The sequence below is a fragment of the Prosthecobacter algae genome, from assembly GCF_039542385.1.
In the GTDB taxonomy this organism is placed as follows: Bacteria; Verrucomicrobiota; Verrucomicrobiia; order Verrucomicrobiales; family Verrucomicrobiaceae; genus Prosthecobacter; species Prosthecobacter algae.
The window spans coordinates 141,226-166,630 of the sequence record NZ_BAABIA010000003.1 but is presented as its reverse complement, the minus strand read 5'-3'; the positions used below and the strand labels follow the sequence as shown (position 1 = coordinate 166,630).

General features: G+C 59.0%; 19 protein-coding genes. 10 read left to right on the top strand and 9 right to left on the bottom strand.

What is annotated here, in order from left to right; all coding sequences use genetic code 11:
- The first annotated feature begins 5 nt into the window (after positions 1-5).
- From ABEB25_RS07575 to ABEB25_RS07555, 5 genes are all read left to right on the top strand, one after another.
- Complete coding sequence (locus tag ABEB25_RS07575; RefSeq protein ID WP_345735788.1) at positions 6-959, top strand: Amuc_1099 family pilus-like system protein; 954 nt, start codon at positions 6-8, stop codon at positions 957-959.
- A 115-nt stretch (positions 960-1,074) separates the two neighbouring features.
- Complete coding sequence (locus ABEB25_RS07570) at positions 1,075-3,573, top strand: Amuc_1098 family type IV pilus outer membrane protein (protein WP_345735787.1); 2,499 nt, start codon at positions 1,075-1,077, stop codon at positions 3,571-3,573.
- A gap of 80 nt (positions 3,574-3,653) precedes the next feature.
- On the top strand, positions 3,654-4,268 hold the full coding sequence (gene coaE / locus ABEB25_RS07565) for a dephospho-CoA kinase (protein ID WP_345735786.1): 615 nt from the start codon (positions 3,654-3,656) through the stop codon (positions 4,266-4,268).
- Positions 4,265-5,749 carry a transcription termination factor Rho gene (gene rho, locus ABEB25_RS07560; RefSeq protein ID WP_345735785.1) on the top strand — a complete coding sequence of 495 codons (1,485 nt, stop codon included), beginning with the start codon at positions 4,265-4,267 and terminating at the stop codon, positions 5,747-5,749. The genes coaE and rho overlap by 4 nt, the downstream gene beginning before the upstream one ends.
- Positions 5,746-6,909 (top strand): ribonuclease D, encoded by a 1,164-nt coding sequence (locus ABEB25_RS07555; protein ID WP_345735784.1) that lies wholly within the window; start codon positions 5,746-5,748, stop codon positions 6,907-6,909. The genes rho and ABEB25_RS07555 overlap by 4 nt, the downstream gene beginning before the upstream one ends.
- Positions 6,910-6,971: 62 nt before the next feature.
- On the opposite strand, the gene purD is transcribed toward ABEB25_RS07555, so the two are convergent.
- A complete protein-coding gene (gene purD / locus ABEB25_RS07550; protein WP_345735783.1) occupies positions 6,972-8,222 on the bottom strand; it encodes a phosphoribosylamine--glycine ligase in 1,251 nt (416 codons plus the stop codon).
- 258 nt (positions 8,223-8,480) lie between these two features.
- Between purD and ABEB25_RS07545 the strand changes: the two genes are divergently transcribed.
- Positions 8,481-9,899 (top strand): MBOAT family O-acyltransferase, encoded by a 1,419-nt coding sequence (locus ABEB25_RS07545; RefSeq protein WP_345735782.1) that lies wholly within the window; start codon positions 8,481-8,483, stop codon positions 9,897-9,899.
- Between the two features lie 10 nt (positions 9,900-9,909).
- Positions 9,910-10,866, top strand: a complete 957-nt coding sequence (locus ABEB25_RS07540) for a hypothetical protein (RefSeq protein WP_345735781.1) — start codon at positions 9,910-9,912, stop codon at positions 10,864-10,866.
- A 621-nt stretch (positions 10,867-11,487) separates the two neighbouring features.
- Here ABEB25_RS07540 and ABEB25_RS07535 read toward each other — a convergent pair.
- Complete coding sequence (locus ABEB25_RS07535) at positions 11,488-11,730, bottom strand: glutaredoxin family protein (protein WP_345735780.1); 243 nt, start codon at positions 11,728-11,730, stop codon at positions 11,488-11,490.
- A gap of 69 nt (positions 11,731-11,799) precedes the next feature.
- Between ABEB25_RS07535 and ABEB25_RS07530 the strand changes: the two genes are divergently transcribed.
- The gene (locus tag ABEB25_RS07530) at positions 11,800-12,822 is read left to right on the top strand and encodes a methyltransferase (protein ID WP_345735779.1); all 1,023 of its coding nucleotides are present in this window, start codon (positions 11,800-11,802) and stop codon (positions 12,820-12,822) included.
- 73 nt (positions 12,823-12,895) lie between these two features.
- Here ABEB25_RS07530 and ABEB25_RS07525 read toward each other — a convergent pair whose 3' ends face one another.
- On the bottom strand, positions 12,896-14,710 hold the full coding sequence (locus ABEB25_RS07525; RefSeq protein ID WP_345735778.1) for a hypothetical protein: 1,815 nt from the start codon (positions 14,708-14,710) through the stop codon (positions 12,896-12,898).
- Positions 14,711-14,915: 205 nt separating this feature from the next.
- Between ABEB25_RS07525 and ABEB25_RS07520 the strand changes: the two genes are divergently transcribed.
- Complete coding sequence (locus ABEB25_RS07520) at positions 14,916-15,425, top strand: cation transporter (protein WP_345735777.1); 510 nt, start codon at positions 14,916-14,918, stop codon at positions 15,423-15,425.
- A gap of 413 nt (positions 15,426-15,838) precedes the next feature.
- The gene (gene ileS / locus ABEB25_RS07515) at positions 15,839-18,577 is read left to right on the top strand and encodes an isoleucine--tRNA ligase (protein ID WP_345735776.1); all 2,739 of its coding nucleotides are present in this window, start codon (positions 15,839-15,841) and stop codon (positions 18,575-18,577) included.
- A 91-nt stretch (positions 18,578-18,668) separates the two neighbouring features.
- Here ileS and ABEB25_RS07510 read toward each other — a convergent pair whose 3' ends face one another.
- From ABEB25_RS07510 to ABEB25_RS07485, 6 genes are all read right to left on the bottom strand, one after another.
- Complete coding sequence (locus tag ABEB25_RS07510; RefSeq protein WP_345735775.1) at positions 18,669-19,433, bottom strand: GDSL-type esterase/lipase family protein; 765 nt, start codon at positions 19,431-19,433, stop codon at positions 18,669-18,671.
- 91 nt (positions 19,434-19,524) lie between these two features.
- On the bottom strand, positions 19,525-19,869 hold the full coding sequence (locus tag ABEB25_RS07505; RefSeq protein ID WP_345735774.1) for a hypothetical protein: 345 nt from the start codon (positions 19,867-19,869) through the stop codon (positions 19,525-19,527).
- Positions 19,870-19,965: 96 nt separating this feature from the next.
- On the bottom strand, positions 19,966-20,769 hold the full coding sequence (locus ABEB25_RS07500; RefSeq protein ID WP_345735773.1) for a biotin--[acetyl-CoA-carboxylase] ligase: 804 nt from the start codon (positions 20,767-20,769) through the stop codon (positions 19,966-19,968).
- A 17-nt stretch (positions 20,770-20,786) separates the two neighbouring features.
- Positions 20,787-21,476 carry an HAD family hydrolase gene (locus ABEB25_RS07495; protein WP_345735772.1) on the bottom strand — a complete coding sequence of 230 codons (690 nt, stop codon included), beginning with the start codon at positions 21,474-21,476 and terminating at the stop codon, positions 20,787-20,789.
- A 90-nt stretch (positions 21,477-21,566) separates the two neighbouring features.
- Complete coding sequence (gene infC, locus ABEB25_RS07490) at positions 21,567-22,445, bottom strand: translation initiation factor IF-3 (RefSeq protein ID WP_345736240.1); 879 nt, start codon at positions 22,443-22,445, stop codon at positions 21,567-21,569.
- Between the two features lie 366 nt (positions 22,446-22,811).
- Complete coding sequence (locus tag ABEB25_RS07485) at positions 22,812-25,358, bottom strand: DEAD/DEAH box helicase (RefSeq protein WP_345735771.1); 2,547 nt, start codon at positions 25,356-25,358, stop codon at positions 22,812-22,814.
- Positions 25,359-25,405: the final 47 nt, after the last annotated feature.

Here is a 25,405-nt window from a genome sequence, read left to right as displayed (position 1 = left end):
GCCATATGCAGAACAGGAATGGGAATTATGAAAAAGTCCTCTTGGGCATCACTGCGGTGATCGCCCTGGGCGTTGCGGGTTACCTTGTCTGGTCCAGTCAGAGCTTCAGCGAGCGCTTGGTGCGCCGCCCCGGCAGTTCTAAAAACGACCCCGGCCAGCCACCCACGGCATTGATCAATCAGACGCTCAAGCTTCTGACGGAAAAGACCACTTGGATCTCTCCCGTCATCAAAGGCAAGCCCGTCCCGCTGAACAAATCAGTGCTTCTGGTGAAAAAGGGCGACCAGCTTTACGATCTTCAGCTTGAAGATCCGCAGCTTCGCCCGCCGATGACGAACTCCTACCTCGTCTCTAACGATCTGCCCAACATCCTCTCCCCTAACGTGGGTGACTTGGATGCTGACTCGGATGGCTTCTCCAACCTGGAAGAGTTCAACAAAAAGACCAATCCTCGCGACGACAAAAGCCACCCTCCTTTCACGGACAAGCTGGTCCTCAAGCGCCGCATCACCTTTGATTACGTCATCAAGCTCAACAGTAGCTCGCCACCCTTCCAGGTTCAGCGTCTGACGCCTGAGCCGAAAGTGAGCAAGTTCGTTTCCCCGGGTGAAGAGTTTGGTTTCGATAAAGGTGTGGTCCGTTTCCAGGTCAAAGCTTTCACTCCCAAAAAGGTGGCGGATCCTGCCGTGGGCGAAAAAGATGTGTCAGAGCTGGTCATGCTCGACAAATCTTCTAACAAGGAATTCACCCTGGTCCGTGGCAGCGAAACCAACCTTGCCGAATACGAGGCCGAATTCGAATTCATCCTCGGTGAACGTCCGACACGGACGGTGAAAAAGGGCGACACCTTCCAGATTCCAGGCATTGGCAGCACCTACCGCTTGCTCGAAATCGAAGAGACCAGCGCGGTGATCCAGCCTGTTGACGGCGGCGAATCCATCACTGTGACCAAACCTTAACTTTTTTTCAACCCAACCAAAAAACATCTCGCCAGACAGAAGCAATTCCTGCTAAACACCTCGGCTCATTGTTAATTTTGACAAACCGCACCCTTCTATGATGCATCCCTCCCGAATGAAGAAAAAACAAATCGCCCTGATGGTCGCTCTCGCAGCACCCATGGTAGCCATGCCCGCCTTCGCAGGTGAGGGTGGTGCAAATGTCCCTGGTATCGCTGAACGGGAAATCGCCCGTCGTGCGGCCAGAATCGAAGATGCACGTCAGGCCATGGAGAAGGGTGATGAGCTTTTTGCCAAAGGAGAATATGAGGCGGCCCTTGCCCAGTATCGCTCGGCCAAAGACATCCTTGATCAGCTTCCAAACGCTCCTTTCATTCAGGATTGGCGCGACCTCGCCAACCTCAAGTTTGCTGATTGCGCCATCGTCGTCGCCCGTGAAAAGGCCAAAATCGGTGACTATGTCGCAGCCCAGAAGTTGATCGACGAAGCCCAGCTCGCGGTTCCTGGTCATAAAGGTGCCAAAGTCTTCGCCAAGCATTTGTCTGATCCAGACCGCTGGCCGCCAGCCCTCACGCCTCAGCACGTCGAAAACGTCAGCAAGGTGGAAAAAGGTCTCCTGCTTGCCAACAGCTCCCTTGAAATCGGTGACTACGATAAGGCTCTTCTCCAGTTCGAAGACGTTGTTCGTATCGATCCTTACAACTCCGCTGCCCGTCGTGGCATGGAGAAGGTCGAACAAAAGCGCGGCGAATACTTCGACACCGCCCGCGATCATCAGCGTGCCCGCATGCTGAACATGGTCAACGAAGCCTGGGAATATAAACCCCCGGTTCGTGGCCTGGTCATCGACCCTGTCGCTACTGGCGGCATCGAGCCCACCGTTTACCTGACTCGCAAGATGCAGGAAATCGTCTTCCCGCAGGTCCAGTTCTCTGGTGCTAGCATTGAAGAAGCCGTGGAGTTCCTTCGCGTGAAGAGCCGTGACTTGGACGTCAATGAGTCCGATCCAGCCAAGAAGGGTGTGAACATCATCCTCAAGGCTGGCGACGCTCCTGTCACCGCCTCCATCAGCCTTGACCTCAAGGACGTGCCGATGGTCGAAGCCCTTCGTTATGTCACCGAACTCGCTGGCATGAAATACAAGGTGGAGCCTTTCGCGGTTCTCATCGTTCCTGTTTCTGAAACCACCGCTGAGCAATACACTCGCATCTACCGGGTGAATCCAGACTTCCTCAGCCTCGGTGGCAGTGGTGGTGCAGCCGCAGCACCTGCTGCATCTGCCGATCCATTCGCAGCAGGTGGTGGTGGTGCAGCTCCGGCTTCCAACCTCATCCAGCGTGCAACCGCCATCGACATCCTGAAGTCCCAGGGCATTCAGTTCCCAGAAGGCGCTTCCGCTGTCTTCAACCCGGTGACTTCCCAGCTCATCGTCAAGAACACCCAGCCTAACTTGGATCTCGTCGAAGCCTTTGTGGACGCCAACCGTTCCCAGGGACCGAAGCAGATCTACATCACTTCGAAGTTTGTCGAAGTCTCCCAGAAGAACACCGATGAACTCGGCTTCGACTGGCTCCTGGGTGCCATTGGTGAAGGCAATGCCGTTCAGGGCGGCGGTGGTTCCGACGGCAACTCCGGCCTCGATTCCTCAACCATCGGTTATCCTGGCAACATCGCCAACATGATCGCCACGGGTTCCATCTCCCCAGTCACTCGCAGCCTCCGCACTGGCAGCAACGCCATCAGCGGCAATGCCATCGACGCCCAGATCAACGGTCTTTCCGCTGTGCCTGAAGCTCCTGGCGTGTTCAGCGTCGCAGGTGTCCTTACTGACCCTCAGTTCGCTCTCGTCATTCGTGCCATGTCCCAGCGCAAAGGCGTTGACCTCATGAGCGCCCCGAGCGTGACCACCAAAGCTGGCCAGCGTGCTACCATCGAAGTGATTCGCGAATTCATCTATCCGACGGAGTTCGATCCACCGCAGATCCCGACCAACGTCGGTGCAACCAACGGTGGCAATGGCGGTGGTTCCAGCGCCATCCCGGTGACTCCAACCACGCCAACCGCCTTCGAAATGAAGCCTGTGGGTGTGCGCATGGAAGTGGATCCGACCGTTGGTGCCGATGGTTACACCATTGACCTCAACTTGGCTCCTGAAGTGACTGAATTCGATGGCTTCGTGAACTACGGCAGCCCGATCTACAGCGTCGCTGGTGGCAACCCCATCCTTGACGTCTTCGGCAACATCATCGGCTTCCTGCCTTCGACCCGTGTGGAACTTACCCCGAACATCATCAATCAGCCTGTGTTCTCCATCCGTAAGGTGCAGACCGCAGTCACGATCTGGGATGGCCAGACGGTGGTTCTCGGCGGCCTGATCCGTGAAGACGTCCAGGACGTCGAAGACAAGATCCCTGTGCTGGGTGACCTGCCTTTCGTGGGCCGTCTCTTCAAGTCCCAAGTGGAAGACCACTTCAAGCGTAACCTCATGATCTTCGTGACGGCCAAGCTGATTGACCCTGCTGGCCAGGCCATCAATCCAAACATGCAGGGCTCCCAGGCTTCGACGGATGCAGGTCCTTCCAGTGGTCTGCTTCCTGCGGTGAGCGGAAACTAATTCTGAGCTTCTAAACTCATTCTGCGGCAGGCAGGTGGTCATTGACCGCCTGCCTGTCTGCTTTTATAGGCACTGCGACTATGAATTCCTGGATTGTGACGGGTGGCATCGGCTGCGGCAAAAGTTCGGTCACCGACTTGCTCGCGGGCCACCTTCTGAAAGATAAAGCTCTGATTTTTTCGGCTGATCGCAGCGCCCAGGCCCTTCTGGATCAGCCTGAAATCCTGGTAAAACTCAAAACTCAGCTCGGAGAAGCCTCCGTCGTGAACAGAGAGGGCAGGGAAGTCGCGGATCGCGAGTGGCTGCGCACCGAGGTCTTTGCCAATGAGGCTCGCAGGCAGGTTCTTGAGAAGATGCTGCACCCCGGTGTTCTGGCGGAGCTGGAATCGGCCCGGGCCGCCCAGTCGGCAGCCGGGGCAAATCTTTTCCTTGCGGAGGTGCCCCTGCACTATGAGATTGGAGGCACAGTATCAGCGGATCTGATCATCGTCGTGGCTGCTAGCCCGGAAGTTCAGAAAAGGCGGTTGATGGAACGTCGAGGTCTCGACGAATCAATAATCGACAAGATGTTGAGGGCTCAGTGGCCCATCGAAGCCAAAGTTGAGAGAGCGAATGTGGTCATCTGGAATGATGGTGACCGCAGTGCTCTCGAGGCTCAAGTGCTGACACTGGCAAGACAGCATTGGCAAGCATGAATCCAACCGACTCCCCCGAGACTTCCACCGAGGTCCTATCCCCCGCCACTGACGCGCCATCTGCGGAAGTCCCCGAAACACCTGCTGCCCAGACACCCCCGGCTGTCACGGAGGCTGCTGAATCCCCGGCTGCTGCCAGGGGAGCTGAAGGCCGGACTCCAGAGGAGCCCGCCCAGGACAAATCTTTTGGCCCTACCGCCGAAGCTCCTTTCCCGGTAGAGATTTCCCTGAACGATCTTCAGGAGTCTTCCCTCGCCGAAATCCAGACCCTCGCCGAAAGCGTCAACTTCCGGATGAATGCCAGCCGGTCCAAGCACCAGCTCATTTACGATCTGCTAGCCTGGATGGCTGATCATCGCACCCGCGTCAAAGTAGACGGCATTCTGGAGATCGGTGCTGATAACTTCGGCCTCATCCGCTATCCCAAGTACAGCTTCGCCCCGCTGCCAGAGGATGTCTTTATCCCCCTCTTCCTGGTTCGTAAGTTCAATCTCCGCCCAGGCAATCGCATCACCGGTTTTGCCCGCGCACCCAAGGACCGGGACAAATACCTCGCGATTGATCGCATCACCGAAGTGGATGGCGTCTCCATTGATACCTGGCAGCCACCCGTGCATTTCGACAAGCTGACCGCCATGTTCCCCAACCAGCGGATCATCCTGGAGATGGCCAAGCCCTGCCCGGCATCCGTCCGCATCATGGATCTGGTGGCCCCCCTTGGCAAAGGCCAGCGCGGCCTCATCAATGCCTCACCCCGTTCCGGCAAGACCGTCCTGCTGAAGGACATTGCCAAATCCATCGTCCACAATCACAAGGAAATCTCCCTGATCATCCTTCTTCTGGATGAGCGTCCGGAGGAAGTGACCGATTTCGAAGAGTCCGTCAGCGGCTGCGAAATCTATAGCTCCACCTTTGATGAAAGCCCCAAGCGCCACAGCCAGCTCGCCGAGCTCGTTCGCGAACGCGCCTGCCGTCTCGTGGAAGCTGGCAAAGATGTCGTCATTCTGCTAGATTCCCTCACCCGTCTGGCCCGTGGCTACAACAGCCAGAGCGGCGGTGGCAAAGGTGCTCGCACCATGTCTGGAGGTATGGATTCGAAGGCCATGATCAAGCCGAAGAAATTCTTTGGCGCAGCCCGCAATGTCGAAGAAGGCGGCAGCCTCACCATCATCGCCACGGCCCTCATCGAGACCGAGAACCGCATGGATGACCTCATCTTTGAGGAGTTCAAAGGCACCGGCAACATGGAGGCCACCCTGGACCGCGAAATCTCCGAGCGCCGCATCTTCCCCGCCCTGCACGTGCTGAAGTCAGGCACCCGTCGGGATGACCTCCTCTACCACCCGGATGAATTCAAACGTGTCTCCGCCATCCGCAAGCAGCTAGCTCAGGTGCCTGCGGTGGAAGCTCTGGAAATGTTGATCCGCAACATCAACCGCACCAGCAACAATGCTGAAATTCTGCTCACGGGATTGAAATGAGTGACGTCGTTCCACCCCTGATCCCCCCGGCGATCGTCCCGGGTGACTATGTCTTCATTGATACGCCGGAGCATTTGCAGCAATGGCTTCAGGAAACCGAAGCTCACATGCAGGCCACCGGTGAAAACCGCTGCTGCCTGGATACAGAGGCGGATTCCCTCCACCATTATCACGAAAAGCTCTGCCTCCTCCAGGTCGCCTGCGCTGGCCGCTTTGCTCTGGTGGATCCCCTCGCCATTGAGGATGTCTCTGGCCTTCTCGCCCTGCTGGACCGGCATGAACTCTGGTTCCACGGCTCCGATTACGATCTCACCATGCTCCGCCGCACCTATGGCTGGGCACCTCGCGTCGTCCGCGATACCCAAATCGCTGCCCGCCTCGTCGGTTTCCGCCAGTTCGGCCTCGCTGCGCTTATTCATTCCATGTTCGGCCTTCAGCTTTCCAAAGCCTCCCAAAAGGCTGATTGGAGCCGCCGCCCGCTCCCGGAGCACATGCTTTCTTACGCCGTGGATGATGTCCGTTACCTCATCCCTCTGGCCGACTACCTGATGAAGCTTCTCCGCGAAAAAGGCCGCGAGGCTTGGTTCGAGGAAAGCTGCCGCGATCTCCAGGTGGATGTCGCCGCCCGTAGCATGGCCCCAAAGGAAGACCCTTGGCGCGTCCAGGGCAGTGGCCGCCTCCACCCCAAAGGCCTCGCCATCCTCAAAAGCATGTGGGAATGGCGCGAAGGCATCGCCATGGAGCGGGACATCCCCTGCTACCGGGTCATGTCGAATAAGCAGATGGTCATCTACGCCGAAACCTTCGAGTCCGGCGGAGTCATGAATCCTCCTGGCGGCTGGCGTCCCCGTTGGAAAAAGGAATTTCACGATCTCATCGCCGATGTCTTCCGTGCCGGCCAGGCTTCCTGGCCACAACGGGTGAAGAAAGCCAAAGCACGCCTCAGCGATGCCCAGCGGGATCAGATCGATCGCCTGTGCAGCCTGCGTGACAAAGTCGCCGAAAGCCTCGACATCGAAAGCAGCCTCCTCGGTTCACGCAGCACCCTGGAAGAAGTCGTCGCCGAAAGCACCGGCCTCGAGGCTCTCATGAGCTGGCAGCGCGAGCTCTTGAAGGAGCCGCTTGAGGGCCTTGTTCAGCCCCAGGCCGAAGCGGCCTGATTGGTCGTTTATCGAAAGGGCAGGGAAGCACGCCCTCGTGCTTCTCACCCTTGTCGTTAGGCTCAGTCAAAGTGCATCGTCGCGATGTCCGTGCGGCGCTGTAGGCCATCGAAGGTCACCTTGCGGGATTCGGCATACGCCTTGTCGCGTGCCTCCTCGCGCGTCGTGCCCTGCGCCACCACCGCCAGCACCCGGCCACCGTTGGTTTCAAAGTCGCCCGCTGCATTCTTCCGCGTGCCGCAGTGGTACACTCGCGCACCTTCCACCGCTTCCAGGCCGGAGATCACATCGCCATTGCGTGACGTCACCGGATATCCCGTCGAGGCCGAGATCAGGCAGATGCTCCAGCCTTCCGCAAACTGGATCAACTCCGGCTTCAGCGAGCCCTTGGCCGCTTCAAAGACATAGTTGGCAAAGTCGCCGCGCACCATCGGCATCACCGCCTCAGCCTCAGGATCGCCAAACCGGCAGTTAAACTCCAGCATCTGCGGTCCCGTCGGCGTCAGCATGATGCCAAAGTAGAGAAAGCCCCGGTACTTCAGCCCATCCTTCTGCAGGCCCTTCACCGTAACCTTCACCATCTCATTTTCGATCTGGGTCATCAGTTCAGGCGTGGCCAGTTGCCGGCTCGCCACCGCGCCCATGCCGCCCGTGTTGGGCCCCTGGTCATTGTCGCCGATCCGCTTGTAGTCGCGCGCAGGCATCAGGATCTGGTACTGGTCATCGCAGACCGAGACAAAAATGCTGATCTCCGGTCCCGACAGGCATTGCTCGATCAGCAGATCACCCGCGCCAAAGAGGCGCTTCTCCAGCACATCATCAATGAAGGCCTCCGCCTCCGCCCGGTCCGGGCACACCGCCACGCCTTTGCCTGCGGCCAGGCCGTCGAACTTCAGCACGATGGGAAAAGTCGTCAGTGCCGCCTTCGCTTCCGCAGCCGTCGTCGCGATGCTGAAATCCGCCGTCGGGATGCCGTGCCGTTGCAGGAAACGTTTCGCGAAAATCTTCGAGGCTTCCAGTTGTGCCGCCTCCTTGTACGGGCCCCAGCAGGGGATGCCAGCCTCGGCACACAGATTGGCCAGACCGCGATCCTTCACCAGCCAGGCCTCTTCACCCGCCACGCAGAGATCGATGCCCTGGTCCTTCATCCACTGGATCAGCTCCGGCAGCCCGGCCACCTCCACCCGCGTCGCCAGCGTGGCGATGGCATCACTGCCGGGATACGCATACAGCTCATGCTGCTGCGGGGATTCGCTCAGTGCCGTGATGAGGGCGTGTTCACGCCCGCCTTTGCCAGTAACCAGGATCTTCATGGGGCGGGATGCATAGCGCGCCACACGCCGGAGGCAACCAGGGAAACCGATCACCTCCGTGCTCCCTTGGGTTCCTGGCAAACTTCACGCAGCCCTCGCCAGCTTTGGGGCTGCCCCGGCACCACCCTCCTTAGGGGGCAAACCGCCCGCCATCTCCCCTCCCACAGCCTTCACTGCAAAGACCGCAGAAGACGGCATTGATTCATTCTTCATCAGGGTGCAAAAGGGCGGGGGCTATTTGGCCTTTCCCGATTCACCATGTGGTTCAACAGCTTCGGTTTCTGGCTTTTTTTCGCACTCGTGGCGCTGGTTTACAGTCGCCTGCGCCTCGCTGGTCAGAACCGGTGGCTCCTAGCCGCTAGCTACTTCTTCTACGCCTGCTTCGACTGGCGCTTTCTTTCCCTCATTATCTTTTGCACCGCGCTGAATTACCATGCCGGGTTAAAGATCGCCGCCTCCCAGGATTTGCGGCAGCGTAAATTTTGGCTCGGCTGGAGCCTCCTCATCAGCCTCTTTGTCCTCGGGGTGTTTAAATACCTCGGCTTCTTCACGCGCGAGATCTCCGCCCTCCTCCTGAATTTTGGTGTGTTGGAGACCCCTTGGATCCTTCACATCCTCCTCCCGGCAGGCATCTCCTTCTTCACCTTCCATGCCCTCAGCTACACCATCGATGTGTATCGCGGGCACACCACCGTCTCCCGGAATTTTGTCGAGTTTGCCCTCTTCATCTCCTTCTTCCCTCAGCTCGTCGCCGGGCCTATCAACCGCTCCACCCTCCTGCTTCCGCAAATGGGTAAACCGCGCCCGCCCTGCGATGCACAGCGCTTTCGGGAAGGGCTCTACGCCATCCTCACCGGCCTCTTCCTGAAGATCGTCCTTGCGGATAACATGGCCTGGCTCGCCAGCCACGTCTTCACTTCAGATCCCCAGTCCCTCGCCGGGTCGGAGGTCCTGCTGGGCGTTTACGCCTTTGCCTTTCAGATTTACGGGGACTTCGCCGGTTACAGCTCCATCGCCTGCGGTACCGCCTGCTGGCTGGGGTTTGATCTCATGGGGAATTTTCGCCGCCCCTACTTCGCCACCAGCCCCCAGGACTTCTGGCAGCGCTGGCACATCAGCCTCTCCACCTGGCTGCGGGATTATCTCTACATCCCGCTTGGCGGGAACCGCGGTGGGAAATGGGCCACCTATCGGAATCTCCTCATCACCATGCTCCTCGGCGGCCTCTGGCACGGCGCCGCTTGGACTTTCCTCGTCTGGGGCGGCATTCATGGCCTCTGGCTCGCCCTTCATCGCGCTTTCAGTCCGGGCGGCCCGCCCCCATCCCGTCCTGCGCCCCTCTGGCTCACCGGGGTGAAAATGGCCGTCACTTTCCACCTCATCTGCCTCACCTGGCTCGTCTTCCGTGCCGAGTCCTTCTCCCAGGCCTGGGCGCTCCTCCTCCGCCTCGGGGCCGACTGGCAGCTCACGGCCTATGCGCAGACCACCCTCTCTCTCATTGCCTTCTTCATCCTCCCCTGGCTGCTTTTCGAGGCCTGGCTGGAGCGCCGCCGCGATGACCTCGCCCTGCTAAAGGTTGCCTGGTTCTGGCGTGCCCTGCTTTACCTTTACCTCGTCCTCATGATGCTCTTTTTCCCGCCGCCCATCCCGGCAGAGTTCATCTACTTCCACTTTTGAAAACAACGGTATGCCCTTGCTCCGCCTGCCTGAGGTCAAAGTCATCCTCTTCCTCCTCCTCGCCCTCGTCGGGCTGGAGGGGCTGTCTCGCTGCTTTGAGGTCCGGCTCTCCAAGGATGTGAAGCACATCCGCTCCCTGCCTGCCGTGGCCGCCACCCTCCGGCAGGCCCCCAAAGAACGGCTCAAGGTCCTCATCGTTGGCAACTCCCTTTCCCGCGAAGGCCTCGACAAAGCCACCCTCACCGCCGGCCTCGCCCGCCTCACAGGTCGCCAGGTGGAGCTCGCCGCCATGTATCCAGACGGCAGCAACATCCACCAGTGGTACTATGGCTACCGGCGCTACTTCCAGCAGACCGGGTCCCTGCCAGACCTCGTGCTCCTGGGCACCGCCCGCCCGCATCTTCTCGACGGTCGTTCCGAGTCCGACCGCCTCGCTGCCTTCTACACCAGCGTCGCCGACATGCCCCAGTTGCTCTCCCAGCAGCAGGGCGATGTGGAGGCCATTTCCAAGGCTCTCCTCGCCCGTTCCTCCATGCTCTTTGCCCACCGGGGCCGGGTCCAGCCCCTCGTCTTTTACAATCTCGTCCCCGGCTACACCGAGACTTCCCAGACCATCGGCGTGGTGCGGGATGCAGCCCCAGTTTCAGATCAGCCTACCTCCGAGCTGCCGGGTGAATCTTGCGACCTGCTCTCCGCCTTTCTGGCCATGCTCCGCGCAGACCAGGTTCGCACCCTCATCCTGGCCGTACCCATGCCCCAGCCCTACACTCTCCCGGCCTGCGTTCAGGCCAGTGCCAGGGCCGCCCAGGTGCCCATCCTGGTCGCGGGGGAAACCCTGCACCAAAATCCCGCCCATTTCCCCGATGATTACCACCTCGGCCCCGATGGAGCCGTGGAATACACCCGTCAGCTCCTCGAAAAAATCGCCCAAAGCCCCGGCATCCTGCCCATCGCACCCCAGCACTGAGCCAGCAAAGCCTGGCGGCCTGTTCGTTGCCTCTTCACAAAAGACCTCGAAACAGACTGACCAAAGTACTCCAGAGCTTTAGCTCGCGCAAATCCCGCTTCAGCCTAAAAACTGGGATGGGAAAGTTGTCACCGATCCCGGGTTTCGGCGGAATGGGCTGAGGGTGGGCAAACGTTGACTTTGACAGCTCACCTTGCGAGTCAGAGGGCATTGAGAGGAGCGTGGTCATTCGCTTCGCGGCTTCGCACCTGACCGCAATCCTAAAATAATGCGACGAAGTCGCCTGACTAACAAAGCGTCTTGAATGGAAGCAGATGCGCGAGTTCATCACCTTCATTGAATAGGGTGGCGGCTGCGCCGCATCTTGTTTCGGCTTGCGGAGAGGTGCGAAGCCGCGAAGCGAATCTCCGCGCTCCCCTCAGGCGGCTGCGCCACTAGGAAAAGACACTTCTCATTCCCGTTTTTAGGTTCAGATTCAGCTCGGCATTTCACCCGCAAGTAACGGTTTATCCCTGCCGCAGAGCGGCAATCGTATCGTAGCCCGGCCTTTCAAGGCCGGGAAAACCCGCACCTTTCAAGCCCCCGCCGCATAGCGTCGCACGAACCTGTCGCCAGCCCAGTTCAAACCGCCTGTCGCGCTTTCAGAAAAGGGATCAACTCATCCACCCCAAAGTCAGCCAGCACCTCGCCGTCCCAGTCCATCGTCGGGGCCTTGCTCTGCCCGGAGAGATCCACCATCTCCTTCATCGCAGCCGCGTTGCCAGACACCACCACCTTTTGGTAGGGCAGCTTTTTTTCGTCCATATAGTCCAGGACTTCATCGCACCAGGGACAGCCAGTTTTAACGTAGAGAATCGGGGTCATGAGAAAAGGATAGGTTAAGACGTTGTTTCGTCAGTAGCATACGTGTGCCACTCCTTCCACGATCCTTTTATGACCGACCTCACCGCCTCTCCCGCCACCGATCCCCTCAGCCTCTACCGTTACCGCGATGGCCTCTACGCGGTGGATCTCATCACGGCGGCCCTCCAGATGGATTTCTTCACTTGGCTGGCTTCTCAGCCCTCCACCCTCGATCAAATCTGCACCCATCATGGCTTCAGCCCCCGGCCTGTGGATGTGATGATGACCCTCTTCGTCACCCAGGGTTGGGTCACGCAAAAAGACGGCGTCTTCCACCTTTCCGCCACTGGGCACGAGCACCTGCATTCCGGGTCCGAATGGTTCCTCGGCCCCTATTACGCCTCCCTGCATGATCGCCCCATCGCCCGCGACTACCTCGAAGTCCTGCGCACGGGCAAGCCCGCAGGCTGGTCCGGCGACAAGGCCGCATTCGATTGGCACAAGGCCATGGAGCAGGAAGACTTCGCCCGCAGCTTCACCGCCGCCATGGACTGCCGGGGACGATATCTGGCCCAGTCCCTCGCAAAGAGTCTGGACCTCACAGGCCGTGCCAAGCTGCTCGATATCGGCGCAGGTTCCGGCATCTACGCCTGCTCCATCGCCGCCCAGCACACCCACCTTCAGGCGACTGTTTTTGATCAGGCCCCGGTGGACCGCATCGCGGGCAAACTCATCGCCGAGCGCGGTTGTGCAGATCGGGTCTTCGTCACCACCGGAAACATGTTCGAGGGCCTGCCTCAGGATTGCGATGTGCATCTTTACTCCAATGTCCTTCATGACTGGGATGTGAAAGAGGTGCGCCAGTTGCTCGCCATCTCCCACGCCGCCCTGCCTCCTGGTGGCCTCCTCATCATTCACGATGCCTTCATCAATGCCGACAAAACCGGCCCCCAACACGTGGCGGAATACTCCTGCCTCCTCATGCACTCCACCCAGGGCAAATGCTACAGCACCGGCGAGTATGCGGAACTGCTGACCCAAGCTGGCTTCACTCCGGGCGATTACCAGGACACCGTGGTGGGCCGCGGGTTCATGGTGGCAATTCGCTCATAGTTTCACCCCCAAAAAAAGTGGCCGCTGTTTTCACAGCGGCCACTGAGGCTAAAAAAGCGATCTAAATGCTGAATTAAGGCACCTTCGCTGGTGTTCCTACGTTGGTGCAAACGGCCACCCCCGGGACGAATGCTGAGACAGTGCGGTTATAAAGCGAGTAGCGGGCGCTCAGAAGCTGGAAATAGCTTGCTGAGTAGCCCGTGACCAGACCAGTGGTGGTATTCAGATACACCGTGACAGTCAGGTTGTTCTTCACGTTGGAAGCCGTAGCGTCTGAGAAGAGCAGGGCGACCGGCAGTGAATTGCCCATGAGAGGCACCTTGCGACCGTTGAAGATGATGTAGGACAAGTCCGGTGCGATGAAGAACTTGACTGTCGAGTTATTCGCAGGGATGCCTTTCATGGTTCCCGTCACATTGATGCCCACTCCGCCTGCACCAGGAAAACCGCTGAAGTCAAAAGTGACTGCCTGGGTGAGAAGGCTGGTGTAGTTGCCTGCGGTGCCGGGAGGAATGTCGCCACCATCTGGGGCTCCCAGACCCAGGTCTTCTAATGTGCGACCAAATTCAAAACCACCGGCTTTGATCAATTCTGTTTTTGGGTCAATCGGGGGCAGGGTGAAAAAGCCAAAGGCCCGAGGGATTTCTGGGTTATCCACATTGAACAAGATGCCTGCAATGGCGAGCTTGCGCTTGATGAACTTGATCGGCACTTTGTTTTCTACACCATCCAGATCAACGAGGTCAGACAAGGTAAGAGTGCCAGTGTAAATACCAGTTTTCGGGTCCACTTTACCCGTCCAAATTTTTGCCCATTCTTTCAAATCTGTGGGGGCAAAGGCGTCGCCATAAACGGGCACCAGATTGCCTTTAGCATCCACCGTGAGCTTTTTCGGGATCATGCCCAGATACTTGTTCACCAGATCGAGATCTGCACCAAAGAGGTCGAGATCAAACTGGAAATTTTCGGTGCCAAGAACTTGAGCCAGTGTCTCGCCTTTGCCTGGCAGTGTCCATTTTTCAATAGAAACGAAAAGGTCCAGCGGGCCAAACCCAGCACGATAGCTTTTGTCAGTGGTTTTGGGCAGCAGGCTGGCTTTTTTCCATTGGAAGTCATAGCCGCTTTCTGCTGCGATCATATGATAGCCATTGCCTTCGTCTTCGGTGAGTTGGATCTTGCCTGCCAGGAAGCTGTCCACGCGCTTGTATGGGTTGATGAAAGCCACATAACGGTAGTCTGGTCCTGCTGGGATGGATGCCGTGAAGGCTGTTCCATCGGCAGTTTTACCTGTCATTTTGAGCAGGCCTTTGGCGTCAATCGTTACCGCAGCATAACCGGAACCAGATGGATCATTTGGGCCAGGAACATCCGCTGGAGTCAATGCCATGGTGTAAGCACCCGCTGCGGCATAAGGCAGGGCCCCTTTGGCGAAGGTGATTAGCTTGAAACCATTTTCAGTGCTGCCGAGGGTAGTGGCCTCTTCATTGACGAAGATATCCACCGTGTCGTTCTCTTCGAAGTCCTTAATGCTGAGATTGACGCTCAGATTGGGAGTGGTTTTCCCTCGAACGATCTGGATGGTGGGTGCTGTGGCGCTGCCTACTGGGGCACCGGGAGCCGGATTTTCAGTCGTTGAGTAACTCAGGGCCGCCTTGAGAGGGTAGGTCTTGTTTTCCACCGTGGTCAGTTTGCCGGTCAGGGCACCTTTGGTGGTCACGGCCAAGGTGACCAGACCTACTGGGGAACCTGCATCTCCATCTTCGGAATAAAGCAGGGCTTGATAGCTCCCTGCCAGTGTCTCAGGGAAAGTTGTAGTAGGGAGGGGGGCGGCCCAGGCACTCGCAGTGCCGAGTAAGGCCATCGTGAGGCTGGTTTGAATGAATTTCATGGAGAATGGGAGCAGCATTGGATAATAGTGATTGGAAGAAATCCTTATCAAGTGACCTCTCGGACCCGAACGGAGTTATCGGCCGTCTAAGCCAAGCGATCACGGGTTTATACGCGATTATTCACTCGAGGTGTCAGTTAAAGGGAAACTTTTTTCTGCATTTAAAATAAAGAAATGATGTGGCTACGCGTCTTCTAAATTGCGCATGAAAAAACCACTGTTTATCTCTCTCTGTCTATTGTTCGCTGGCGTTGCCCGGGCTGAAACCACCGTCACCCTTGAAGGGGTTCACAATTGCTGCAAAGGCTGCACCAATGGCATCGTCAAAGCAGCCTCTGGACTAAAGGACGTCACCGTGACCGCCGAGGGCGAAACCGTGACCATCGTCTCCAAGTCCAAATCCAATGCCAAGAAGGCCGTCGAAGCCATCATGGAGGCAGGTTACTACGGGAAGTCTTCAGAGGCTGAAACCACCGCTTCCTCTTCCCTGCCGAAAACCGAGAAAAAGCTCACCGCCGCCACCGTCACAGGGGCCCACCTCTGCTGCCAAAAATGTGTCAACGCCATGACTGAAGCGGTGAAATCCGTCCCCGGCGTGACCGAATACAACATCGTTAACAAGGAGAAGACCTTCACCGTCAAAGGTGAATTCTCCGAGTCCGACCTCCTCGCTTCCATGAACAAGGCCGGTTTCCACGGCACCGTGGCGAAGTAGGCTGCGCGTCCCTTTCCTTTCCCACGGTGCAGGTGTCGCCTGCCTGTGGGATCTGTCAGCAACAAAATTCCCCACTTAGCCCCACGGGCCTCCTCTCGGCTTGCACCCCAGGTTCCCATGACGGACATTGGTCAGTGTTTCTGCCGTCTTCCGTCTCGGGCTTTGGGTTGGCCATTCCTCAGGGATCCCCAGGATTCCCCACGCCTCCCCGGAATTTCCCCGTATGGGGAACTGTATCCCCATCAAATCCCCATCGCAATGCGTTGAACAACAACGTTTTGGAGGTTGAAATCCCCCAATGGGGATTTTTTGCATTTGTCCCCATGTCTCGGGTTTACCGATGCGGCCCCTTGCATCCCTCTCTTGCCCTGCGCGTCCCCTTGGTCTAGGCTCCGCGCCCTTTTCCCGAATCCATGAGCGCCGAGCCTGCCCCTGCTAAGAACTACAAAGACACCGTCCTCCTGCCGAAGACCGACTTCCCGATGAAGGCGGATCTCGTCGCCCGGGAACCGCAGCGCCTGGCCAAGTGGCAGGAAGGCAAGCTCTACCAGCGTATCCAGGCCCAGAGCAAAGGGAAGCCCACCTTCATCCTGCATGACGGCCCTCCCTTCGCCAATGGCGACGTGCACATGGGCACCGCGCTGAACAAGATCCTCAAGGACCTCATCGTGAAGTCCAAGACGATGGCCGGTTTCCACGCCCCCTTCGTTCCTGGCTGGGATTGCCACGGTCTGCCCATCGAGTTCAAGGTCGTCAAACAGGCCGCTGGCCTGACCCCGGTGGAAGTGCGCCAGCGTTCCGAGGCCGAAGCCCGCAAATACATCGACATCCAACGCAACAGCTTCAAGCGCCTGGGCGTCTTTGGCGACTGGGAGAACCCTTACCTCACCCTCGATCCCGTTTACGAATCCGGCATCCTGCGCACCTTTGGCAAGGCCGTGGAGCAAAACCTCGTCTATCGCATGAAGCGCCCCGTCCTCTGGAGCTACGGCGCCCAGACCGCGCTCGCGGAGGCTGAGGTGGAGTACAAGGAGAAAGTCAGCCCGGCGGTGTTCGTGAAGTTTGCCCTGGCCAATGGCTCGGCCTTGGTCATCTGGACCACAACGCCCTGGACCCTCCCGGCCAACCTTGCCATCGCGCTTCATCCAGAGTTCGAATACACCGACGGGACCTTTGTTCATGAGAGCGGTCGTACCGAGCGCCTCACCATCGCCACCTCTCGCATCGAAGCCTTTTCGGCCAGCACTGGTTTCAAGCTGGATGCCTCCCAGCCAGTCACAAAATTGAAGGGTAAGGACCTCACCGGCTCGGAAGCCCAGCATCCCTTCCTGCCTCGCACGTCGAAGGTCATCAATACCCTCTTCGTGACGGATGACACCGGTACTGGCGCGGTTCACATCGCCCCCGGCCACGGTGCGGATGACTATCAGGCCGGGCGCGAGCATGGCCTGGAAATCCTTTCCCCCGTGGATGGCGATGGCAAATACACCGCCGAGTGCGGTCTGCCTGAGTTCGTCGGCAAGCACGTCTTCCAGAGCAATGAAGGCATCATCGCCATCCTGGAAGAGAAAGGCGCGCTGCTGGGTAACGAGAAGTATGTTCACCAGTACCCGCACTGCTGGCGCTCCAAGACGCCGATCATCTTCCGTGCCGTTGAGCAGTTCTTCATCAAGATCGATGACATCCGCGTCCGCGCTTTGGCGGAGATTGACAAGGTCGCCTGGCTGCCTGCCTGGGGCCGCAACCGCATCTACGGAACCGTGGAAAGCCGCCCAGACTGGTGCATCAGCCGCCAGCGTACCTGGGGCGTGCCGCTGCCTGTCTTTTATCAGGCCGATGGCACCATCATCATGGACACCGCCATCATCGGCAAGGTGGCCGACATCGTGGCCAAACAAGGCACCAACCTTTGGTTTGAAAAAGATGACGCCTGGTGGGCGGAGGCCGTCGGCCTGCCTGCGGATACGAAGCGTGGCAACGACACTCTGGACGTCTGGATTGACTCCGGCTGCAGCCACGTCTCCGTGCTGGACCAGCACCCCGAACTCCACGCTCCTGCCGACATGTACATCGAGGCCACCGACCAGCATCGCGGCTGGTTCCAGAGCAGCCTCATGATGAGCATCGTCGCCCGCAATGCGGCTCCTTATAAGAGCGTCATCACCCACGGTTTCGTCGTGGACACCAGCGGTAAGAAGATCAGCAAGAGCGACCAGGGCGCTGCGGGCAAGAGCGCCAAGCCCATGACGGCCGACCACTACTACAACACCTACGGTGCCGACATGGTGCGTCTCTGGGTCGCCAGCGTGGACTACCAGAACGAAGTGCCTTTCTCCGAAGACCTCTTCAAGCAGAATAGCGAAAACTACCGCCGCATCCGCAACACATTACGCGTCTTGTTAGGCAACCTTCACGATGAGCCCAAGGACTTCGCGCCGACCGCCGCCGATTTCACCCTCATTGACCGCTGGATCCTCGAACGCCTCCACACTCTCACCAAAGACTGTGTGGATGCCTATGCGGCCTATGACTTCCGCAAGGTCTTCACCCTGGTGAACCAGTTCATCACGGGCGACCTCAGCTCCCTCTACATTGATATCACCAAGGACCGGATGTACTGCGATGCGGCCAACAGCCCGCGCCGCCGTGCCACCCAGGCCACCATCCGTGAGATCACCGAGACCCTCTGCCGTCTCCTGGCCCCCATCCTGGCCTTCACCGCCGATGAAGCCTGGGAGTATCTGGGCCACGCAGACAGCCTGCACATGGAAGTCTTCCCGCAGCCCAACCCGGCCTTCGCCCCCAGCGATGCCGCCACCGCCGTGGACCAGCTCCTGCAGGCCCGTGCGGTGATCCAGCAGGCCATCGAAAAGGCCCGCCAGGAGAAGAAGATCGGCTCCAACCTCGAAGCCACCGTCTCCCTGACCCTCCCCGAAAAAGGCTTCGACCACTCCGTCTTCGGTGACCTCGCCACCCTCCAGGAATTCTTCATCCTCAGCGACCTGAAGATCTCCCAAGGCACCGACCTAACCGCAAGTGTGGAAGTCTGCTCCAACCCCAAATGCGCCCGCTGCTGGAAACTCCTCCCCGACGTCGGCACCCACCCCGCCCACCCAACCCTCTGCGGCCGCTGCGCCGAAGCAGTGGGGTGATTGCTTTCGAACATTGAGGCTGCTAGTGATCCGCAGCATAAACAAAAAGAGCGCGGAATGGCTTCCGCGCTCTTTGGAAAGACAGAGTCTGTTACTTCATCAGCTCGGCCAGCTTGGGCGTGATGGCATCGGCCCAGATCTGGTAACCGGCGGAGGAGAGGTGAAGGAAGTCGGGCATGACGTCCTTGGTCAGGGCACCATCGGGCTGGGGGAATTTGTCACCGATGTCGAGGAAGTGGATGTTTTTGCCATCGTCGAGCTTGGCGATGATCTTGTTCACTTCCTTCAGCTTGTCATTGGAGGCACCCAGTTTGCCGGTAGGCCGATCACCACGGGGGAAGACGGCGAGGAGAAGGATCTTGGCCTGAGGCTGCTTGGCACGGATGGTTTCGACGATGACGGTGATGCCTTTGGCGATACCTTCAGCGCTGTCTGCACCGACGTTGTTGGTGCCGATCATGAGGACGACAGCTTTGGGCTTGATGGTCTCAAGCTCGCCATTGGTGATGCGCCAAAGGACGTGCTGGGTGCGGTCGCCACCGATGCCGAAGTTGGCGGGTTTGTAGGCACCGAAGGCCTTGTCCCAGATGGCTTTCTGGCTGCCCCAGCCAGCGGTGATAGAGTCCCCAAGGAAGAGGAGATCGGTGTTGCCTTCCTGGGCGATTTTGAGGAAGCGCTCATGCGCGGCGATGAAACCAGGGTTTTCTTTGCCATCGGGCCCCATCTTCGGGGCAGCGACATCGGGGGCCTGAGGAGGAAGTTTGACAGCCGGTGCTGCGGGCTTGGCGGCTGGGGCGGCGGTCTGCGCGTGCGCGGTGAAAGCGAGGAGGAGGGCGGCAAGGATGGTTAATTTCATGCCTGATGATTTTGAGAGCCGTCTTTCCATGAGGCAATCACAAAGTCTGCGGCGAACTTCATAAAGGCAGGTCGCTTTGGATTGAAAGAGACTAGCGCCGACGCCTGCGCCTGACTGGCCGAGGGTTTGGACTCGCCTGCGAGATGGCATTGGATGCCTGCAGCAGCCGGGCGCGCCGACGCATGATTCGGCTCATCAAGAGGCAGCCAAAGCCGAGGAACAGCAGAAAGGTGGCAGCGCCGAACCAGAGGTTGCCCTGGCTCATCACTTCGGAATAAGCTTCGATCTGGCGGATATTAGCGTCGGTATCAGAGGGGTCTTTAAAACGGATGTGGCTCAGGGCTTCACGCTGGTGGGAGCAGCCTTTGATCAATGTGACCAAGGCCATGAAAAAGAGGAGGAGGGCCGTGCTGCCAGCCGGAAAGGCAAACTTCATGGGAATGGAGGCGAAGCCTCCGATGCGGGACCTGAAGTGTCCAGCAGGAATCGTTTGGTCTGCTGACTCTTGCTGGTTTCAGCAGGGGGCCTGGGGTTAAACGGAGATGACCTGCCGCACACCCTCAGCGCTGGCGAAGGTGCGCAGGCTGCCATCGGCAAGGGCGAGGATGAGGTGGCCTTCTTGATTGAGGTCAAGGGCGCGGCCGTAGATTTCCTGACCCTCGACGGTGGCGCGGATCTGCTTGCCCAGTAGCCAACTGCGATCACGCACTTCGGCCACGGCTTCGGCGTAGTCGGTGGAGATGCGGGAGAACTGGTTTGCCAGTTCCAGAAGCAGGCGGATGGCGATCGGCTGCCGGTCCAGTTCGCGGATCTGTAGGTGGGCGGGCAGGGACTGAAACAAGGACGTGGCGGTGCCTGCGAGGGCAGGGGGAAACGCGCGGGTGTTCACGTTCAGGCCGATGCCGAGTACCAGGCTCATGCCAGCGGGGGCGGTGACGGCTTCGGCCAGGAGTCCGCTGACCTTGAGGCCATTGATGTAAATGTCGTTAGGCCATTTGATCTGAGGCCGCAAGGGAAGCTCTTCCTCGATGGCGCGGCAGATGGCGAGGGCGGCGAGGGTGGTGAGGCGGGGCCAGAGGGAGATGGGAGCTTCGGGACGCAGGAGCAGGGAAAACATGAGATCCTGCCCGCGCGGGGTGACCCAGCGGTTGTCCCGGCGACCGCGGCCAGCGGTCTGGGATTCGGCAAAAAGGACGAGGTCAGCCGGTTCGCCGCGCAGGGCTGCGGCGCGGAGGGCATCGCTGGTGGAGGGGATTTCCTCCACAACCTGCACCTGCCAGGGTAGGGAAAGGGCAGCGCATTCCTGGCGCAGGCCGTCGGGGTCGAGATCACTCATGGCCGGACAAACGAGGATCAGTTGAGGAGGAGATCGCAGATGCGGTCGGTTTCGGACAGGTCTTCGAGGCATTGCCAGGGGGAATGGCCTGCAAGTGCGGCAGCCTGAAAAGTGCCGGTGCCGACGGCGAGGCAACGTGCGCCGATGGCCCGGGCGCAGGCGATGTCCTTGGGGGTGTCCCCGATGACGATAATGTCCTCCGGCGCATATTCATGGCCTGTGATGGCCTGAATGCGGCGGGTGGCGAAGGGGCCGAGGAGATTGCGGTCCTCGGCGTCGTCCCCAAAGGCTCCTTCAAGGAAAAAGGAGTCTAACTGAAAGCGTTGCAATTTGATGTTGGCACCTTCCCGGACGTTTCCTGTGAGGAGTCCGAGGTCGGCCTGGGCCAGCGTCCTGAGCTGAAGCAGCAGGGATTCGACGCCGGGGAGAAGACGGCCCGTGAAGGAGTCATGATGCAGGCGTTCACGGAGACGAGTGAGGTAGCGGGCGAGATACTGGTTCACAAGAGTGTCCTGCAGGTCGTGGCCCGTCTGGGAAAAGAGGCTGCGAACGACGCCGGCATCGGTCGCGCCGGCGAGGTCCAATGGAGCAAGCTGACTGCGAGAGACGCCGAGCACGTCCTCGACAGCATCCAGAAGGGAAGCACCGCCTGCGCCACCGGTATCCATGAGGGTGCCATCAATGTCGAACAGGAGAAGTCGGGGCATGGGGGATTTTACGGGAATGAGGTCCTGACACACATTGGCCGTGGTTGGTGAGACCACGGCCAAGTGTAAGGAGGAGGTTAGCAGGTGGGATCAGGCCTGGGCCGGGGTGTCGCCATTGGCGTGATCGTCATGATGCTCATCATGTTCATCGTGTTTGTCTTCACGTGGATCATGGTCACCCTGGTGCATGTCTTTTTCGTCAGTGACACCCTTGAGGTGGACCTTGAACTTGCGATGGCGCTGGCGTTCAGGCAGCGGGCTCATCTGCATGTTGATGTTACGGCCAGCCATCTTGGGCTCCTGATCGGCATGGCCCATGGTGCTCAGGTCAGCCTTGATCTTGGCAGCCAGGGCATGGCCGAGCTCCTGGTGGGCCATCTGGCGACCACGGAACTGGAGCTGGATGCGCACCTTGTTGCCTTCTGCGAGGAAGTCTTCCGCGTGGACGATCTTGATGAGGTAATCGTGGGGATCGATGCCGATGCGGAATTTGAGTTCCTTCAGCTTGCCGCCCTTCTGGTGTTTGTGGGCTTCCTTCTTGTGCTTTTCCTGGATGTACTTGTACTTGCCGTAATCGACAATTTTGCACACCGGAGGTTCAGCATTCGAGGCGACTTCGACGAGGTCGAGACCACGTTCCTTGGCCATGCGCAGGGCCTGCTGGGTCGGCAGCACGCCATACTGCTGGTTGGTGATGCCATCCACGACGCGGACTTTGGGCGCACGAATGCGCTCGTTGACGCGGGTTTGGTCGGCGTAGCGGCTGTTGTTGCGCTGAGGTCCACGGCCGCCGGGGCGGTTGAATGGAGGGCCGCTGCCGCCGGTGCGCGGCTGATAGCCGCCTGGGGCGGCAGGGCGGTTGACAGGGGCGCCAGTCGCGCCTCCGGCAGCAGGTGCAGGAGCCCCTGCCGCAGGCTGCGCAGGAGTCGGATTTGGATTGGGGCGAGCGCCGAATTGGCCGGTGCTCAGATTGTTGAATGGATTGCTAATGGCTGACCTCCAGTTGTGTTCGGATCAAGGGGGCACGGATTGAGCGCCCTTGAAAATTGCATATCGCTCCACGGATCATATCAAACATAACGAGCCGTGGGGGCGGTGGGAAGCATGGACGAGTTTTCCTGAACCCGGTCATGCGGGCTAACAAAGGAAAGGCTCAGACAAATCATGCGAAGAAAAACTTGTGGGAAAAAAGCAGACGAATGCTGCTCAATATTCGCGGATAAATCCGCATCTGGTTCCCACAACGTCAGAGATACTCAATTTCTTAGCGCTGGGCAAGATGTTTTCCGAGAAAGTCTGCTAATCCACCCTCGGAAACGGGTCTGTTTCGCGCCTTCAGGCCAAATGCACTGGCCCGAGGGAAATGAGGTTGAGAGAGGGTTTGCCGTCCTCCCGGGCTTTGGCGAGGTCCACGGTGAAGATGGCCTGCCAGTCATTGAGGCCTTCGAGATCCACGAGGACCTGGGAGACTTTCCAGGTTTGGCCGTCTTCGGCAGGCTCGGGGAAGGTGTAGCGACCGTTGCGGGCCTCGTTGTCGAGGAGGATGCGGTCGTGCTCGTCGTAATAGGGGGCCATGGTGGTGGCGAGGAGGTCGGCCGTCCAGGGGGCGGCATGAGGGCCGAGGGCATGGATGGCGAGGCGGTAATCCTCAATGACGAGGCCGCGGAAGAAACGGAAGATCTCGGTGCGAATGAGGGCGATGAATTCGCGCTTGTTGCGGGTGATGTCGGGGGCTTCTTCGTGCTCGGGTTTTTCCTCGTCGGGTTTCCAGTTGGGGTCGCGCAGGCGTTCCCATTCATCCAGCAGGCTGGAGTCGGTACCGCGCAGAACACCGGCCAGCCAGGCTTCCATTTCCTGAACGGGCTCGGTTTTGAATGACTCAGGGACGGTCTGTGAGAGGACCTTGTGGACGCTGGAGAGGTGGCGGAGGAGGACGCCTTCCGTGCGGTGGAGGTCGTAATCCTGGATGTAGTCGGTAAAGCTGCGGAAGTTTTCGAACATCTCGCGCACGATGCTTTTGGGGCGGATGTTTTCCTGGCCGACCCAGGGGTGCAGGGAGGCGAATTCATTGAAGGTGTTGTAGATGAAGTCGCGGCAGGGTTTGGGGTATTCCAGCTCCTCCAGCCTGGCGATGCGCTCTTCATAAGGCAGGCCTTCCTCCTTCATGGCGGCCATGGCTTCGTCCTTCACCTTGCTGAGCTGACGGCGGAGGATAAGGTCTGGATTTTCCAAAATGGACTCGCACAGCGTCAGTACATCTGCCGCGTAGTTGGGCGAGTTCGGGTCAATCAGAGCGAGGGTATCAATGAGGTAGAGGGACAGCGTTTGATTGAGGGAAAAATCATCCTGAAGCTCGACATTGAGACGGAGTTTTTGCCCGGGTTTCTGGCGGTCTTTGGGCGGGATGATGGTGATGATTTTGCGCTCGACCAAGGCACGGAAAAGCTGCCGGGCGCGCTGGCGATGCTGCTTTTTCGCCGTGGTGGATTCGTGGGAGTCTGCGATGAGCTGCTGCATGGCAGCGCAGCCGTCGTCCTCACGGCTGAGCACCTGGAGGAGCATGCCGTGGGAGACCTGAAAGCGGGAGACGAGGGACTCGGGCGCGGCGGTTTGCAGCTTTTTGAAGGTGTCCTCATTCCAGCCGACGAAGCCTTCAGGCGGCTTCTTTTTCACCATCTTGCGCATCTTCTTCACATCGCCGGCGGCCTTGGCCTCCATCTTGGTGTTTTCGATGATGTGCTCCGGGGCCTGGGCGACGACGAAGCCGATGTCGTCAAAACCCCGCCGCCCGGCGCGGCCGGTGATCTGGTGAAAGTCGCGTGCGGAAAGGGTGGCGACCTTTTGGCCGCCGTATTTGCTGAGGCGGGTGAGGAGGACGGTGCGGATGGGGACATTCACGCCAACGCCGAGGGTATCGGTCCCGCAGATGACCTTCAGGAGGCCGCGCTGGGCCAGTTTCTCCACCAGCATGCGGTATTTGGGCAGCAGGCCAGCGTGGTGAATGCCGACGCCGTGGAGGAGGTATTTTTTGACCTCCTTGCCATAGGGGCTGGTGAATTTTTCGCCGACGAGGTATTCCTTGATGGAGGTCTTTTCTGCGGTGGAGCAGAAGTTCAGGCTCATCAAATCTTGCGCGGCCTGGGCAGCATCGTTTTGGGTGAAATGGACGAGGTAAACGGGTGTCTTTTTGGCCTCGACGAGTTCCTGGAGGGTGACATCCACGGAGGTCTGTGCGTAGCTGAATTCCAGTGGCACGGGCCGATTTTGGGAAGAAACGATGACGCTTTCTGCCTTGGTGAGGCGGGTGAGCTCGCGCTGGAAGAAATCGGTGGTGCCGAGGGTGGCGGAAATGAGGAGGAAGCGGGAGCGGCCCATGGTGAGCAGCGGCACCTGCCAGGCCACGCCGCGTTCGTGATCGGAGTAGTAGTGGAACTCATCCATGATGACTTCATGGAAGGGGGCCATTTCGCCATCGCGCAGGGCGTAGTTGGCCAGGATCTCGGCCGTGCAGCAGAGGATGGGGGCGTGGCGGTTGACCGTGGCATCGCCGGTGGCCATGCCGACGTTTTCCGGGCCGAAGTCGCGACAAAGGGCGAGGAACTTTTCATTCACCAGGGCCTTGATGGGGCAGGTGTAAACGGAGCGGCGTCTTTTTGCTAGGGAGCGGAAATGCAGGGCGGTGGCGACGAGGGATTTGCCAGAGCCGGTGGGGGTATTGAGGATGACGTTTTTGTCCTCAAACAATTCCAGGATGGCCTCTTCCTGGGCGGGATAGAGCTCCAGATTTTTCTCGGCGACGTATTCCAGAAAACGGCCCAGCAGCTCGTCATTGGAGCAGTCGGGAGATTCAGGCAGGAGACGCAGCAGGGGGTGATCGGACATTCAGGGCCTAGTTTCCCCAGGGGGGAGGGTTGGGCAATCCTGGATCG